We start from the raw sequence: 15,152 nt of genomic DNA on the forward strand, positions 1-15,152 counted from the left end.
TTGTTCCGATTCCCAATTCCCGAGTCCCGATTCCCGATTCCCGATTCCCGATTCCCGATTCCCGATTCCCGATTCCCGATTCCCTACTCCCTACTCCCTACTCCCTACTCCCTACTCCCGATTCCCAAGCTTTTGATAAAGTTCTGCTAGCATTTGCCTCAAAGATTGACGCCAATGGGGCGGATAGCTTCCCAAGGTTTGGGATATTTTCTGGTTTGAGAGAACTGAGTAAGCAGGACGCTGGGCGGGAGTGGGATATTCTGGGGTAGTAATTGGGACAACTCGCTGCAATTTTAAGGGAAAGCCCAAGAGTTTGGCTTCTTCAAAGATGGCAACGGCAAAGTCATACCAACTAGTCACACCACTGTTGGTGAAGTTATAGATTCCCCCTACCACTGGATTAGAATCCATTGCTTGCAAAAGTTGAGTAATTGTTACTGCTATATCCTTAGCCCAGGTAGGAGTACCCACTTGATCCGCTACTACCCGAAGCTCTTCTCGCTCAGCCCCTAGTCGTAACATGGTTTTGACAAAGTTGCCATGACCACGAGTACCGTAAACCCAAGCAGTCCTCAGGATGAGATTGCGATCGCATTTTTGCTGTATCCCTTCTTCCCCTTGCAGTTTCGACTTACCATAGGAACCGATGGGGTTAGGAGTGTCTTGCTCCGTATAAGGAGTATTTTTTTTGCCATCGAACACATAGTCAGTGGAAATATGCAGCAGGATGGCTCCTAAATTCTGAGCTTCCTCTGCCATGATGGTCGGAGCAACAGCATTAATCGATTTAGCCAATGCCAGTTCTGTCTCTGCTTTATCCACAGCCGTGTAAGCTGCTGCATTGACAATCACCTCAGGCTTAATCTGATCAATTACCTGACGAATACTCTGTGGGTCAGCTAAGTCCATATCCGAGCGCCCCACACCGATGACTTGGCCTAGGGGACTCAGAGTATGTTGCAACTCTTGACCCACTTGTCCAGTGATGCCAGTTAGTAAGATTTTTTTCACGCAAAAACCTCGGCTGTTTTGAAAGACTTACCTGCTTGATCTTTAGCCGACAGACTGGGAGAGTCGGTCACAGGCCAATGAATGGCTAGGTCAGGGTCATTCCACAAAATACTCCGCTCGTGATCAGGAGCGTAAAAGTCAGTAGTCTTATATAAAACTTCAGCGAATTCAGATACCACCAGGAATCCGTGAGCGAATCCAGCGGGAATCCAGATTTGTTGTTTATTTTCTGCAGTAAGCAAACAACTAACCCATTGCCCAAAGGTCGGGGAGCTTTTTCTAATATCCACTGCCACATCAAATACAGTACCGAGTAAAACCCGCACCAATTTACCTTGGGGCTGCTCAATCTGGTAGTGTAATCCTCGAAGCACTCCTTGGGCTGAACGGGAATAGTTATCCTGGACAAACTCAGCGGTGATCCCAGCTTTATCTGCTAGAACTCTTTTATTGTAGCTTTCAAAGAAAAAACCACGGTCATCACCAAAGACACGGGGTTCAAGAATTAAGACTTCGGGTATTTTAGTTTCAATAACGTTCATAGAGTTCTCTGGTGGATTAGCTCAGCCTCTTAAAGTGACCAACTCCTCATCAAGTTTGTGTTATCTACACTGAAAGAATTTCAAGATTTTGTAAATTTTTTGTGAAATAAGCAGGTGCACAAAATTAATTACACATTTTGCAAAACTCAAAGCCTTACATCGTAAGGCTTTCAGAGATTATTATTAGGAAATTAATTTTGTTTAGGTGCTTATATCAGTTTGACACTTTACACCCTAGTGGTCTGTTAATTTAAAACAAGATTGATAGGGGAGTAATTATAGTAGTCTGCACTCAAGTAGACTACACCTAGTTGTGTAGAAAGTGAGGGATGGCAAGATGGGGAAGATGGAGCTAGGCTTAGTCTGACAAACTTTTGTATTCTACTGAGTTTCTAATTGTTATCAGGATTTTGGAATCGAAAAAATTAAATGAGCTAAGAGTCTTTGAGCTTGGCCAAAAGGCCACGCTACGCGAACGGTCACGCTACCCGAACAGATTAACGATTAGCCATTAGTTCCATAACAAAATTACGAAATAACACTACTACCTCTGGGATGATTTGATGTCCCATGTCAAATTCTTGATACTTGACCTGTATTCCTAAACCAGTTAGAGTATCCCTACCATGGTGAGCAGCAATTAACGGTACAACCTCGTCTTGTCTGCCATGAACTATCAAAATCGGTGGTAACGATGAGCCTGTAGGAGGTTGGGGTTCGCTATGTAAATAGCCACTCATGGATACTAAGCCTGCTATTGGCAAGGTTAACCCTACATCTAATGTCATGGCTCCGCCTTGGGAAAATCCACTCAGAATGCTGCGGGATAGGGGCACGCCAGTGCTAACTTCAAGGGATTTGAGCCAATCAATTAGCTGCTTTCTGCTTTCGGTTAAGCCTTGATAGTCGGAGCCATTTAAGTCATACCACATTTTACCGCCAGGTACAGCAGGATGGTCAAAGGGAGCTTCAGCAAATAGAAACTGATAGTCTGGTAAGTTTAGCGCCTCTGCTAAGGATACCAAATCTTGGGAGTTGGCTCCAAAGCCATGTAAGCAGACAATTAATCCAGTTGGTGGTTGATTGTTGGTAGGGGCAACGTTAATATACTTTAGTGACAAAGACTTATCTCCAGAAACAGAGTAGGTGATCTCTTGAGAATTGTAAGCTTTTTGGCAAGCAGTGGATAACAGAGTTATTCCCAGAGCTCCTAAACTTTGAGATATGAATTTTCGTCGCCTCAATCGATTGAGTTTCACACTGCTTCCCCATTACCGATTAACCTCAATCGTTCCACCATGGACCAACCCCTTGCCTGTTGCTGTTGCTAGAGAAAACTGCATAGGTTAAATAGCCTGACATCTATATACTACTAGAGTGCTGTCTCAATCAGTTATGGATGCATCTAGATACTCGACAATTCGGGTATTTGACCCAGGCAATAACGAAGAAGGCTACAAAGTCTGCCATCACAACAAAGCACAGGAGTTTTTTCAACAAACACTCCTGGGATTACATCCAAAGGAAAAATTATCAGCTCAGTGGGAGCGAGATATCCAGGATTTACTGCTATCCTGGTTTCGCGCTGAGCTATCTACTGTTGAGCGTACATCCCAGGCGTTAGCTGGACTTTGTCTTCGGTGCTATGTTTCTTCCTCGATCTTAAAGGCTTGTAAAACACTAGGGAGTCAGTTTTGCCTTGACTATCGGTTAACTTACCGTGAGCTGCTATCCTATGTACTCAACGATGATGGCAAAACTCCGATTATTCTCGATAGTGATGGCAAAACTCAACTGGTTCTGAATCAGCAAGGTGAGATTGAACCTGGGCTTGGTCAGTTTTTTACCATTGATGTATTGGCAAGCTATCGTCTGAACTCATCAGCTCGCCTCAGTTTGGACAATTGGGCATATCTTAAAACTAAACAACATCCTGACATCAAACGTTGTTTAGCTGAACAGGGATTGCCATTGTCCAGTAACTGGTCACTGTTGGGACGAGTTAAACTCAGACACCTTGAACAACTCTATCCACGCGATCGCAAACTAGTAGAAACCTTCCATACTGTCTATTCTCAAGACAGACAAGAGCAGCGGCGCAATAGAGTTAACCATAGATTTAACCATAGAGTCAAGCAATGCCTTGAGCCTAGGGATGACCAACTCCAAGACATGCTCCACCTGTTGCCAGAACGTGGTGTTATCATCAATTCCACCAAAGAGCTTCACAAAGAACTAACCAGGATAGCCAAGGGTCTGCAAGAAGAGGAGATTTGGAGCCGCAGAGGAAGTCCGATCTGGGAACCTCTAGAAGCACGGGTGCCAGAAACTGGCGAGTATTTCCCCAAAGAATTACCTGATCTAAACTCTATTAATACCATAGATCATTTAGGACAATCTGAATTGCAGGATTTTCTTGAACAGGGACTGATTGAGGTTTTAGATAACGCTATAGCGCAAGCGTTGGTTGAGCACATTACCTCTTTAGAGCAAAGACGCCGTTACGCTTGTTTTGCGTCAAAGGTTATCCCAGGTTTCCGATTGCTTTACTGTGAGGGGAAGTCTCTTAAAGAGATAGCAACCCTTTTGAATATGACCAATCATTCCCAAGCCAGCCGAGTCTTGGCACCAGGGAAACTGCTCAATCGCGTTCAGTATCTGAGTGTAGAAAATTTTTTCCAGCTTATCTCAACAACTACTAAGGGATTAGCTCTGGAAGAAAAGGCAACAAAGCTTGATTATTTGAGTAACTTGATTCAGGAAGTCGAGGCTTTTTTAAACACACAAGTTTTTCAAGAAGCGGTAGCCGAACTGAGTACGTATAAAAGCCGTTCAATGACTAGTTTATATGCTCAGCGACTGTGCCGATATATAGATGAACATAACAAAAAACAAGGAGAAAACAATGGGTAATCCCAGTATAGATTCAATGGATATAACCCTTCCAATCCTAGAATTATTTTGGCTTGAAACTGAAGATTTTCAGGAAGCAATGAAGATTAGTATACAAGTTAATAATGAAGTAAACCAGCAGCAAAGTTATCTAAATAGTTTAGCATTATTGGGTTTTGAAAGATGGTTAGAAGAACGGGTTAATCAGCTACCAATTATTACGGATAACTGTTCGGTGTATCAACCAGATTATGCTAATCTGATTGATACGGTATGTAATTTGAGAGTTGGGGAGTTTAATCTTTGTATAATTGTCACGGATAACTCCAATGAGCAATTGGTTACTGTACCAATAGCTGCGGTTGAATTACCAGAACTTGCGGCTCATTTCTATATCCTAATTGAGGTTAAAGAAATCCAAGAACAGGGTATTATTCGAGGTGTTTTACGTCACGACGAGTTGGTTAATTATCGCGAATCAACTAACTTACCACAAGGTAACAGTAACTATAATTTACCTCTGTCTTTATTTGATCAGCAACCAAATCATTTACTCCACTACTTGCGTTGGTTAGATTCCCAAGAGATCACAATTCCAGTTGCTAATACTAAGCGTTCTGTTCAGGAAATCCTACCATTCTTTGCTGAGACAGCAATTAATACAGCAGAGTGGCTGCGAGGAGAAATGGATGAGTTAGCAAGCTGTTTATCTTGGCAACTGCTTCCTGACTATACGTTTTCTAAGCCATCGATGCGTCGGATTAGTCCAGTATCGGATGAACCAGACAGATATCGAGCGATCGCTAAAGAGTTGAGACGACAAAAAGGATTAATTGTTCCGTCTCATGCTCGTGGTTCTTACCAAACTGTTAATTTAAATGGCATTCTGTTCAAACTATGTGCTGTTACCTGGTTCATTTACCAGAAAGCACCAGAAGATACTCGAGAATGGGCATTGCTATTGCTAATCGAAGACTGTCTTGGTAATACACTTCCCCCTGGTATGAAGTTACGAATCAGCGAATTCACTGGTGTCGTCTCTGAAGCGATATTGGTAAATGAACGTTATCTCCATGTTGCAGTAGCAGGTAGGTGGAACCAAAAATTTGTAGCTACAATTTCTCTAAGTAATGGAGCATCATTAACCCTACTTCCCTTCGCTTTTGATCCTGATAAATGTTTATGATATTTTAATAGGGAGTAGGGAGTAATGGAAATAAAAAAGTAATAAATTACCATTTTTAAATTGGAGCAAAGCGATGTTTAAAGCCCCCGAATATATTTGTGGTAAGTTTTTTAATTTTTAATTGATAATTTTTAATTGGAGCGAAGCGATTGACAACTAATCATCAAAATAGTTTTAGACTAAATGTTTGGCAAGCTGATTCATCCTGTCTATTTTATTTACGGGGTAATTACGGACAGGAAGTATCCGCTAAGTTGGACTATCCAGCTAAAGTAATAGACTGTTATGAAGAGTGGCGATACCTTTACCTCCAGTTTTACCCGAAATTGCGAGCCAGAGAATTATCCAGTGGTGCTATCACACCAGTAGTCGATGACTTAGGACATGAATTAGAAGAAGCAAAAGAGATATTTCTGGATGTTTTTCAACGGTGGTTAGGTCAATTACAGACTATTCGAGAAACAATTCAACATCAAATTTTCACTGTTGCTAAAAGGGTATCACAGTCAAAGAATACAGCAGAAGCCTATCGAGAAGTAGCTATTTTTATAGCCTGCGATTCTGTAGAATTGGCACGGCTTCCTTGGGAAGCATGGCAGTTGCTTCCAGAGGATATCCCCAGTGGGAGAATTCGGATTACCAGAATTCCGATCACTACTCAGGCAGAAACAATAGCGCGAGATAATAAACTACGCCATGGTAAACCTCGGATTTTAGCGATTTTGGGGGATAATACAGATCTGAATTTGGAGAAAGATAAGCAGGCTATTAAGTTGCTCAAAAGCGTTGCTCAAGTAGAGTTTTTTGACTGGCAACACCAAGGAGATGGGGTAAATATTAAAGCAGCACTGGCGGCAGAAATAACGGATGAAAGGGGGTGGGATGCTCTATTTTTTATGGGTCATAGTGATGAAACAAAAGTTACTGATGGAAAATTAGCGATCGCGCCAGAGCAGTTGGTATCTATCAGTGAAATAAAGGAATACCTAACTACTGCTAAAAATCAGGGACTTCAGTTGTGTGTCTTTAACTCCTGTAGTGGTCTAAAAATAGCCAATCGATTGGCTGATTTAGGATTGCAAGTGGTGATCATGCGGGAGGAAATTCATGATAATGTTGCTCATGTATTTCTCAAAGAATTTTGCAGTCGCTTAGCTCAGTATCAGGATGTCCAGGAAGCAATGGTGGCAGCTTGTCGGAATTTACAGGTAGGTGAAAAGTTTGTTTATCCATCAGCCTACCTAATTCCTTCGTTTTTTAGTCCCTATGGTGCTAAGCCATTTCGGATTGAGCCTTGGGGTTACCAGAAACTACTTAAGCAGTGGCTACCTAAACCAAAAGAAGCGATCGCATTAGCTAGTGTGCTTTTAGTTAGCGCTATGGTTCCTGTCCAAGACATGTTGCTAGATGGGCGAACGTTTCTTCAAGCTGTCTATCGCGATAGTACAAACCAGTTTCCTCGGGAGGGATTATCCTCCGCGAAGCCACGCTCTGTACTGTTAATTGCTATTGATCAAGACTCAATCAATCAGGCGCAACTGGAGATAAAAGGCTTTAAAACCCAGCCGATGGAACGGGAATACCTTGGCAAATTAGTCAGACAACTCTCGAAATCAGGCGCTAAGGTAATTGGAATTGATTATCTCCTCTATACCCAAGAACCAAGAGAGGAAAAACTAGCTAGTGCGATTCAATCCGCTGTCAGTCAACAGGATACCTGGTTTGTCTTTGGGGTCAATCAGGATAAAAATCGCAAGGTATTTCCAAAAATTGCTAGCCCTAAATGGAGTCTACAAGGGGATATTACTTTTTTCCGTTGGGATATGGAACTCCCCCAGGATCCCACCTGCAAAAAGTCATGTCCTTTTGCCTATCTACTGGCTCTATCACACCAGTTACACCAACAGCCAAACCACGGGATAGGATTAAATCCTAATTTAGAAAGTACCACCAACTTTCAGCAGCAAGTTAGTCAGTATCTTCAACAAGTCAGTAACCAGGATAATGCGATGGGCGAAGCCCCGCTGAAAGCGAACGGCGTTCGCGTTCGCGCAGCGTCGCCTACGGCGAAAGCGTGGCCAAAGGCCTCAGGCGCGCCAAAGGCGATCGCATCCCTCAAACCAAATAATGTACCTTTTGCGATTGGCCGTAGGCCACGCTACGCGAACGCATCTGTTAAACCCAAGAATCTACCCTTAGGGATGCGCTATATTATTGACTTTTCTATTCCTCCAGAACAGGCTTATGAGCACAAGCCTGCTTGGGAATTCCTCAAAAGTGACTTTCCTAACATTGAGCAGCAAGTGGTTATCATTGCCTCTGGGGGATATGATGAAGCCGAGGATAATTTTTCTCTACCTCTAGCTATTGAATATTGGTGTCATCCACTTAATCGAACCAGAAAGCCAGCAGATACTTGTCCCAAGGTATTTACCGGAGGTGAAGCCCATGCTTATATGGTTCACCATTTTCTATCGAAGCATACAATAAAATTAATTCCCGACAGCTGGATGATTCTATTAGCAGCATTGTTAGGAAAAGGAACAACGCTGCTACTGCTCCAACAAAAGCCTCAAAAACGACAGCAATCAGTATTGATATTAGTTGGTGCTACAGCGGTCTATGGAATAATCGGACTACAGGCTTATATCTCAGCTTCTATTTTAATTCCTATAGCTTTACCATCAATTATACTCTGGTTTTATATTATTTAGTTAATTATTAATATTAATTTATAATTTTTAATTTAATTCCCGGCAAGCCTTTGGCATTTAACTCCTATGTATCGATTAATCAGAGTCTTTTATCTACTGCTAATTACTGGAACGATGAGTATTAGTTTTTCAACCTCATCAGTATCAATTGCCGCTTCGTTTAGCAGTCAAAGGAATCAAGTAGCTAAAGCAGTGAGTCAAACCAAACAGGAAACAAAATCTGTATGGGCTAAGATCCGAGATATTTTTCGTAGGAAGAAGGATGAAGCAGGTACCCATGGAGAGTTTTGTTCAATTTCTCCTAATATTGCTGCCTATCACACCTGGAGTGACCAACCTCTATTTGCTTGGGAAGGAAGTGTTAATATAATTCAAGTTCGTTCTTCTCGCTATGGAAAAGCCTTATGGTCTTATCAGGTAAATGATAATCAGACTAGTGTTATGTACAATGCTGATGGTAAAGGTCAGCCACTTCAACGAGGTAAAGAATATTATTACTGGGTAGAGTACAACACAACGGATAATAATGGACAACTAATTACAGATCACGAAATTATTCCCTTTCAGGTTATGGGTGCTGAAGCATATCAGATTATCCAAGCTGAATTGCCAGCTGAGCAGTTTCGAGATCAGCATGCGAGTTACTTTGCTGATCGCGATCTTTTCCTAGATGTGGTACGAGTGATTTCGGTGTTTGGGGACTTAGATAATTGGAAAACTAATACTGAGGAATTATATCAAGAGTTTTGTGAGTAGTCAAAGGCGAATTTATATTAAAAATTACTGCAAAATAAATTAAATTAATCTGACTCCTGACTCGAAGCTCCTCAATCCGAGGATAGTTTATTATGTCAAAATCAGGTATTCTCATTCTTCACAATTCATAATTTTTAGTTTTCATAGTCTAACGATACTAGTCTTAACTACAGAAACTAGGCAGCCAATCTACTTGTAGTGTTGTACTACCTATAGTTTTTTTTGACTAGTTTTGCTTAAGTTGTAAACTAACTTCATATTTCCTTAAATCTCTCTTAACAAAATCATTAATTATATTGATAATAACTTGATGCAGGTTGTCCGGAACACCTGATATGATCGTTATCATCAACATCAATTGATTGTTTTTACAGAAACCTGTAACGGCATAGGAAGCTATAGTTATCAAGATTCATTGAGGGGTTGGAGGGAGCTCCTGAATTATATTAGCGCTGTTAGTTATAACCTCTCGTTGCTAGGGAATTGATCAACTACCAATCTAATCAGCCATTAAAGTGCATTTTTGTTTGAACAGTCAGAAGTAAGCCACTGTAGTCGAGATAATCTAAAAATGAAAAAGAAACTGGCCAAAATTGTTAATACTGCAGTCACCAGTGTGGCTATGTGTATTGCGATCGCATGTTACGTTTATAAAGCAGAGGCTGCTCCTGTGTTTCGGAATATTTCCTGGGAAGAAATTAATCGGTTGAGAGTTGAATTTATATTCAGGTTCGACGAGCAATTTGTACTGGGATTTTAAGATAAGCTGTTGTGCATTTAAAATGCACAACAGCAAGGCACAAGGCATAAGCGATGCACTTGGATTTTGGTCATTACAGTAGCGCCAAAGTATTTCCCTAGCTCTGCTTGGAAACTGCCACTATAGAATCATATAATTTCTGATAAATCTAAAGTAAATCCAGGCAAAACATCTTCTCCTGATAAGGTTTTCGGAGATTGGATACTTTCTACATCTTGATTGGGACGATAGATTTCTACAACCTTATTTTGGGGATCGATTAACCATCCTAATCTAGCGCCATTTTCCATATACTCTCTTACTTTAGCTTGCACTATTTTTAGCGATGCAGCGCGGTCTTGGGGGTTTCCCCCATGAGCGACTGCATCAAGACAGGGAATCACTCGGAGAACGCAATTCTAGGACAAAATCAGGACATAAAGGAACAAATTTATCCTGTTCTTCTGGTGTTAACCCTTCCCAACGCTCTCGTTTAATCCAAGACGCATCAGGAGAACGATTTGCTCCATTAGGCAGTTTAAATCCTGTATTAGAGTCAAATGCAACACCAAGTTTCATTTGACTGCTCCACAATTCTAGTTGAGTCGATAGTTTAATATTTCGTCTACCTGTATTTCCTCCCGTAGGTGACATGATGATTAAATATCCTTCAGAGGTGCGCTCAAATCTTAAATCCCTGTTATCTTGACAAATCTGAAAAAATTGTTCGTCACTTAAATTAATAGTTAATTCGAGGGTATCAGGTAAATATACCATGTTAATTACCTCCAAAATTATACAATATTTTTATTAATGTTAAAGAATAATTTAAGCTATTTATAATTGTATTTTTGACTTTTTAAGCCTCAATTTTCAAAACCTCAACCATCGCGTGATAAGCAGTTTTAGGACGATAGGAGTTATCGAAAGGTAGGGGAGAATCTGGTTTACCAAAGAAATCCGGAATCCAGGAATGATGATCTGCAAATTCCCAAGTTAAGAAGGCTGTACAATTGGGAGCCTCTAGACAAACTTGCAGGATATCTCGATATACTTTTGTCTGAGCAGCCAGCCGTTCTTCTGGTGTGCCACTACCATCATGAATTTTTACGTCCATCTCTGTGACCTGAACCTGCAATCCCAACTCACCCAGACGCTTCATGTTTGCTGCTATTTCTTCTGGCTTGGGAGGATTTTGAATACTAACATGCATCTGAAAGCCAATGCCATGAATTGGGACATCCCGTTGTCGCAATTCTTTGACCATGGCATAAATCGCATCTGACTTTTCCCCTAGTCCTTCTCCAGCGTAGTCGTTATAAAACAAGGGAACTGTGGGGTCAGCTTCATGAGCCCAGCGAAATGCCAACTCAACGTATTCTGGTCCAATGCCGCGCAACCAAATTGTATCTCGTTTCGTTTGTCCTGCTGAGTCTTGGTCTGCCACGGCTTCATTGACCACATCCCAAGCTGCTAATTGTCCCCGATAGTGACCAACAACAGTATGAATATGTTGTCGCAGGATATGGATTAACTCTTCTTTTGTCCATTGTCCGTGGGTTAGCCACCAAGGCACACTATGATGCCAAACCAGATTATGACCGCGCACCTGCATCTGATTGGCTTTGGCAATAGCTACAAAGTTATCAGCAGCTTCAAAATTATAGTGATGGCGTTGGGGCTGTAGCGCCTCAAACTTCATGATATAAGTTGGTGTCACCATGTTATATTCACGCATCAACACCTCCCGATAACTAGGATCGTCCCGCAACGGTTCCATAGAAACTCCTGTTCCAATCGCCAATTTGCGCTTTTGTGCCAAGGAACGTAAATTACTGTTATTTGTATTCATCATTGAATTAGTATTCAGTTACCAATTTTCGATATCGCATCCCTGGAGCCTGAGACACTAATCCCATTAGTTCCAACTGTAACAAGGCACTGGATACTGAGCCTGCTTCTAAAGCTGCTTGCTGGACAATGATATCGAATGAGGTTGGTTCAAATGCGATCGCATCCAACACTTTTGCCAATTCTGGCTCTAAGTTCGGTACGGGTAAAGCGGGTAAAGGTTTTTCTATAGCGGAGTGGGGGTCAAGTTCTGGAATAGCTCCGAGCATTTCCAACAAGTGACCTTCACTTAAAATTACATGGGCACCCCGATTTAACAGTCCCAAACAACCGATAGAATTGGGATTATCTAAGGAACCTGGTAGTGCATAGACATCCCGACAGAACTCATTGGCGAGCCTAGCAGTAATTAGCGCTCCAGACTTGTTAGGCGCTTCCATTACTAAAACTGCACGGCTTAAACCAGCAATAATCCGATTGCGTTGGGGAAAGTTGGAACGTGCGGGTTTGGTACTGGCTGGATACTCGCTGATTACCAATCCCTGCTCTTGAATTTGTTTATAAAGATAACTATTGCTCAAGGGATATACCACATCAAGACCAGTTCCCAACACTGCTATGGTTCTACCACCTGCTTCCAGACACCCACGATGGGCTTGTGTATCAATTCCCACTGCCATACCGGAGGCCACTGTAAAACCATGCTTAGCAAGGGTAGCACTGATTTTACGAGTCCAACGTTTACCGTATTCAGTGGGATTGCGGGTACCCACAATCCCAACTATCGGCTTGCTACCGTAATTTTCTGGTAGATCAACTACTCCGCTATAGTATAGCCTTGGGGGAGCACTAGGAATTTCTAGTAACAAGCGGGGATACTCCTCATCCGCTGGTGTCCAGAAACAAGGATTTTTGACCAAGTGTTGCTCGAGTAGCTGTTCCGGTAAGTATTGCCCACGAATTTTCTCTACCCTTTCGATTAACCGCACCCCCAACCCTTCAACTGCTCCTAACTCTGAAGCTGAAGCTTTCCAAGCCTCCGCCAGAGTCCCAAACTGTTGCTGTAGACGTTGGAGCAATACTGATCCGATACCGGGAACCTCTGACCATGCCAGCCAGTACGCACGTTCTTCTTCCTTGGTCAATCCCTTCGCTCCAATTATAAATTATCAATTGATAATTCAAACATACCCCATCAATCCAATTATAAATTATCAATTTATAATTCAAACATACCCCATCAATCCAATTATAAGCTGGTATAAGTGCCAACAATTTCAAATTAGACCGCTATTCATTCTTACTTCTTAATTATTCATTTTTAATTATTCATTTTTAATTATTCATTCTTAATTATTCATTCTTAATTCTTAAACTGGATGTTGCCCATAAAACGGCAGTATTTCTGACCAGTTGGGGCGCTTTCCCTGTTGCCAATCGAGATAAGCAAGTTCCAAAACGCCCCTAGCATAACTCCCCAAATTTGCCGGAGCCTCTAGCAATCGTAATGGTGTTTCTAAGGTATCCAACACTTGTTTCCATTGATCTGAAGTCATGACAGCATCTGGTAATATCTTGCTCAGCCCCAGACCAGCTATTGATGGCTGATAGATGGCGGTATACACCTGGCCTCGTTGGGCAGGCATTTGAATAGCAATCTGTTCCCTTAGCGTGCGCTTCGCCCATGTGCTTCCTCCTGAGCCGGAGTTGTCTTGATACATAGCTCCCTCTTCCCCGTCTTTTCCGTCTTTATCTAACCATGCGATCGCTGCCAGTGTAGAAATGCCAAATAGGGGAATATCTAACTGTTGTGCTAGGGTACGAGCAGTAACTATACCGATACGGGTACTCGTAAAGCTACCCGGTCCGATAGCGACCGCAATGAATTCTAAGTTTTCCCAAGTTTGGGAATTGAGAAATTCAGTCAAGTGCTGATGCAATTGGCCAGACAACTCTCGCCCTAAGTCCCAAGTTTGGCAGCGGGTATCCCTGGCAAAGTTACTGATCACCAGCCCCAATTGAGGACTAGTGGTGTGAAGGGCAAGAGCATATTTGTTTGGTTCGAGAATCCGCATTTTGGTATGATTTTCGGTTGGAGAAGTATTGATCAAGTACCCTCAAAGCTAAAAGGTTATCACTATCTATGGATCCTACCCTGACTAAAATTGGGACTCAGATGTCCAAACTGACTGGTGTCCGAGCGATTATGAAAGATATTATCGAAACGCTACGAGCTGGTCAGGGAAAAGATTGGATTAATCTCAGTGCAGGGAATCCAGTGATTTTGCCGGAAGTCGAGCAACTTTGGCGGGATTGCACAGCACAACTGTTGGCTAGCTCAGAGTATGGTGAGGTGATTTGCCGCTACGGGTCATCTCAAGGATATCAGCCTCTGATCGATGCGATCGCAAAGGATTTCAATCAACGCTACGGTCTTTCCCTAAGCGATCGCCATATCCTGATTACTCCAGGTTCTCAATCCATTTACTTCTACGCCGCTAACGCTTTTGGTGGCTACACCAGCAGCGGCCAACTCAAACAAGTTGTCTTGCCCCTTTCTCCAGAATACACTGGCTATGGAGGAATAAGCTTGACTCCAGAAGCAGTATATGCTTACAAACCTACTCTCGAAATTAATCACGAGCAACACCGTTTTAAGTATCGCCCTGATTTCAGCCAATTGAAGATTAGCGAAGAGACTGGCTGTGTAATTGTTTCCCGTCCCTGTAATCCCACTGGCAATGTGCTCACCGATGAAGAGGTAATCAAAATTGCCGAAATGGCGACACCATTCAATGTGCCAGTGTTGATTGACGCAGCTTATGCTCCACCTTTTCCAGCACTGAACTTTACCGAAATGACACCAGTCTTTCGAGATAATATCATCCACTGTCTGAGTTTATCAAAAGCTGGACTACCAGGGGAACGGGTTGGTGTAGCAATTGGAAATCCGGAGCTAATTAGCATTTTGCAATCCTTCCAGACCAATCTTTGTATTCATTCGGCTCGCTATGGACAAGCTATTGCAGCAATTGCGATCGCATCTGGAGCACTCCCTGAGATTGCCACTAATGTAATTCGCCCCCACTACCAGCAAAAGTTTGTGACCCTTGAACGTACATTAGACAAATCCATGCCCAAAGACTTGCCTTGGTTCTTGCATCGAGGTGAAGGAGCTATCTTTGCTTGGTTGTGGTTACAGGATTTGCCAATTACCGACTGGGAACTGTATCAAAAGTTGAAGCAGGTGGGTGTGATTGTCGTGCCTGGGAGTACATTTTTCCCCGGCTTACGAGAAGACTGGTCTCACCAGCAACAGTGCATTCGCATCAGCCTTACTGCTAGTGAAGAAGAAATTGAAATTGCCATGCAGCGTTTAGCAACATTGGTCGAGGAAGTCTATCGGATGGGGTCAGATTAGTGTTTCCGTTGAAGATGTTGTGATAATCTAACAGCGTTCC

At 42.3% G+C, this 15,152-nt stretch carries 12 protein-coding genes and 1 pseudogene; 6 read left to right on the forward strand and 7 right to left on the reverse strand.

All coding sequences use genetic code 11. The features are described 5' to 3' along the window. Positions 1–111: 111 nt before the first annotated feature. From rfbD to F6K52_RS07680, 3 genes are all read right to left on the reverse strand, one after another. The gene (rfbD, locus tag F6K52_RS07670) at positions 112–1,011 is read right to left on the reverse strand and encodes a dTDP-4-dehydrorhamnose reductase (RefSeq protein ID WP_293076006.1); all 900 of its coding nucleotides are present in this window, start codon (positions 1,009–1,011) and stop codon (positions 112–114) included. After that, a complete protein-coding gene (gene rfbC, locus F6K52_RS07675) occupies positions 1,008–1,553 on the reverse strand; it encodes a dTDP-4-dehydrorhamnose 3,5-epimerase (RefSeq protein ID WP_293076008.1) in 546 nt (181 codons plus the stop codon). Before rfbC ends, rfbD begins: the two co-directional genes overlap by 4 nt. A gap of 497 nt (positions 1,554–2,050) precedes the next feature. Continuing rightward, the gene (locus tag F6K52_RS07680; RefSeq protein WP_293076088.1) at positions 2,051–2,674 is read right to left on the reverse strand and encodes an alpha/beta hydrolase; all 624 of its coding nucleotides are present in this window, start codon (positions 2,672–2,674) and stop codon (positions 2,051–2,053) included. Between the two features lie 274 nt (positions 2,675–2,948). Here F6K52_RS07680 and F6K52_RS07685 point away from each other — a divergent pair, with 274 nt between their 5' ends. The 5 genes from F6K52_RS07685 to F6K52_RS07705 all read left to right on the forward strand — a co-directional run bounded on the left by F6K52_RS07685 (position 2,949) and on the right by F6K52_RS07705 (position 9,861). Then, positions 2,949–4,466: a hypothetical protein gene (locus F6K52_RS07685; RefSeq protein WP_293076010.1), complete on the forward strand. Its 1,518-nt coding sequence runs from the start codon at positions 2,949–2,951 to the stop codon at positions 4,464–4,466. Further along, positions 4,459–5,631, forward strand: coding sequence for a DUF1822 family protein (locus F6K52_RS07690; protein ID WP_293076012.1), 1,173 nt, complete (start codon positions 4,459–4,461; stop codon positions 5,629–5,631). Before F6K52_RS07685 ends, F6K52_RS07690 begins: the two co-directional genes overlap by 8 nt. Positions 5,632–5,780: 149 nt before the next feature. Continuing rightward, positions 5,781–8,345 carry a CHASE2 domain-containing protein gene (locus F6K52_RS07695; protein WP_293076014.1) on the forward strand — a complete coding sequence of 855 codons (2,565 nt, stop codon included), beginning with the start codon at positions 5,781–5,783 and terminating at the stop codon, positions 8,343–8,345. 114 nt (positions 8,346–8,459) lie between these two features. Then, the gene (locus F6K52_RS07700) at positions 8,460–9,101 is read left to right on the forward strand and encodes a hypothetical protein (protein WP_293076016.1); all 642 of its coding nucleotides are present in this window, start codon (positions 8,460–8,462) and stop codon (positions 9,099–9,101) included. Between the two features lie 571 nt (positions 9,102–9,672). Beyond that, positions 9,673–9,861: a hypothetical protein gene (locus tag F6K52_RS07705; RefSeq protein ID WP_293076018.1), complete on the forward strand. Its 189-nt coding sequence runs from the start codon at positions 9,673–9,675 to the stop codon at positions 9,859–9,861. 128 nt (positions 9,862–9,989) lie between these two features. Here the strand turns inward: F6K52_RS07705 and F6K52_RS07710 are convergent. The 4 genes and pseudogenes from F6K52_RS07710 to tsaB all read right to left on the reverse strand — a co-directional run bounded on the left by F6K52_RS07710 (position 9,990) and on the right by tsaB (position 13,766). Continuing rightward, positions 9,990–10,617: pseudogene (locus F6K52_RS07710) on the reverse strand (Uma2 family endonuclease). Positions 10,618–10,699: 82 nt separating this feature from the next. Then, positions 10,700–11,695 (reverse strand): endo-1,4-beta-xylanase, encoded by a 996-nt coding sequence (locus tag F6K52_RS07715; protein ID WP_293076020.1) that lies wholly within the window; start codon positions 11,693–11,695, stop codon positions 10,700–10,702. A gap of 4 nt (positions 11,696–11,699) precedes the next feature. Next, the gene (dprA, locus tag F6K52_RS07720; RefSeq protein WP_293076022.1) at positions 11,700–12,836 is read right to left on the reverse strand and encodes a DNA-processing protein DprA; all 1,137 of its coding nucleotides are present in this window, start codon (positions 12,834–12,836) and stop codon (positions 11,700–11,702) included. Positions 12,837–13,061: 225 nt separating this feature from the next. Beyond that, positions 13,062–13,766: a tRNA (adenosine(37)-N6)-threonylcarbamoyltransferase complex dimerization subunit type 1 TsaB gene (gene tsaB, locus F6K52_RS07725; RefSeq protein ID WP_364416550.1), complete on the reverse strand. Its 705-nt coding sequence runs from the start codon at positions 13,764–13,766 to the stop codon at positions 13,062–13,064. 68 nt (positions 13,767–13,834) lie between these two features. Between tsaB and F6K52_RS07730 the strand changes: the two genes are divergently transcribed. After that, entirely contained in the window at positions 13,835–15,112 is a 1,278-nt protein-coding gene (locus tag F6K52_RS07730; RefSeq protein WP_293076024.1) for a valine--pyruvate transaminase, read from the forward strand. Positions 15,113–15,152: the final 40 nt, after the last annotated feature.

This window comes from Moorena sp. SIO3H5 (genome assembly GCF_010692395.1).
In the GTDB taxonomy this organism is placed as follows: Bacteria; Cyanobacteriota; Cyanobacteriia; order Cyanobacteriales; family Coleofasciculaceae; genus Moorena.

What these genes read in the sequence shown, in the direction of transcription:
- F6K52_RS07715 (WP_293076020.1), bottom strand. Translation starts at nt 11,695, where the DNA reads ATGATGAATACAAATAACAGTAATTTACGTTCCTTGGCACAAAAGCGC.
- F6K52_RS07730 (WP_293076024.1), top strand. Translation starts at nt 13,835, where the DNA reads ATGGATCCTACCCTGACTAAAATTGGGACTCAGATGTCCAAACTGACT.
- F6K52_RS07690 (WP_293076012.1), top strand. Translation starts at nt 4,459, where the DNA reads ATGGGTAATCCCAGTATAGATTCAATGGATATAACCCTTCCAATCCTA.
- F6K52_RS07705 (WP_293076018.1), top strand. Translation starts at nt 9,673, where the DNA reads ATGAAAAAGAAACTGGCCAAAATTGTTAATACTGCAGTCACCAGTGTG.
- rfbC (WP_293076008.1), bottom strand. Translation starts at nt 1,553, where the DNA reads ATGAACGTTATTGAAACTAAAATACCCGAAGTCTTAATTCTTGAACCC.
- F6K52_RS07700 (WP_293076016.1), top strand. Translation starts at nt 8,460, where the DNA reads ATGAGTATTAGTTTTTCAACCTCATCAGTATCAATTGCCGCTTCGTTT.
- F6K52_RS07685 (WP_293076010.1), top strand. Translation starts at nt 2,949, where the DNA reads ATGGATGCATCTAGATACTCGACAATTCGGGTATTTGACCCAGGCAAT.
- tsaB (WP_364416550.1), bottom strand. Translation starts at nt 13,766, where the DNA reads ATGCGGATTCTCGAACCAAACAAATATGCTCTTGCCCTTCACACCACT.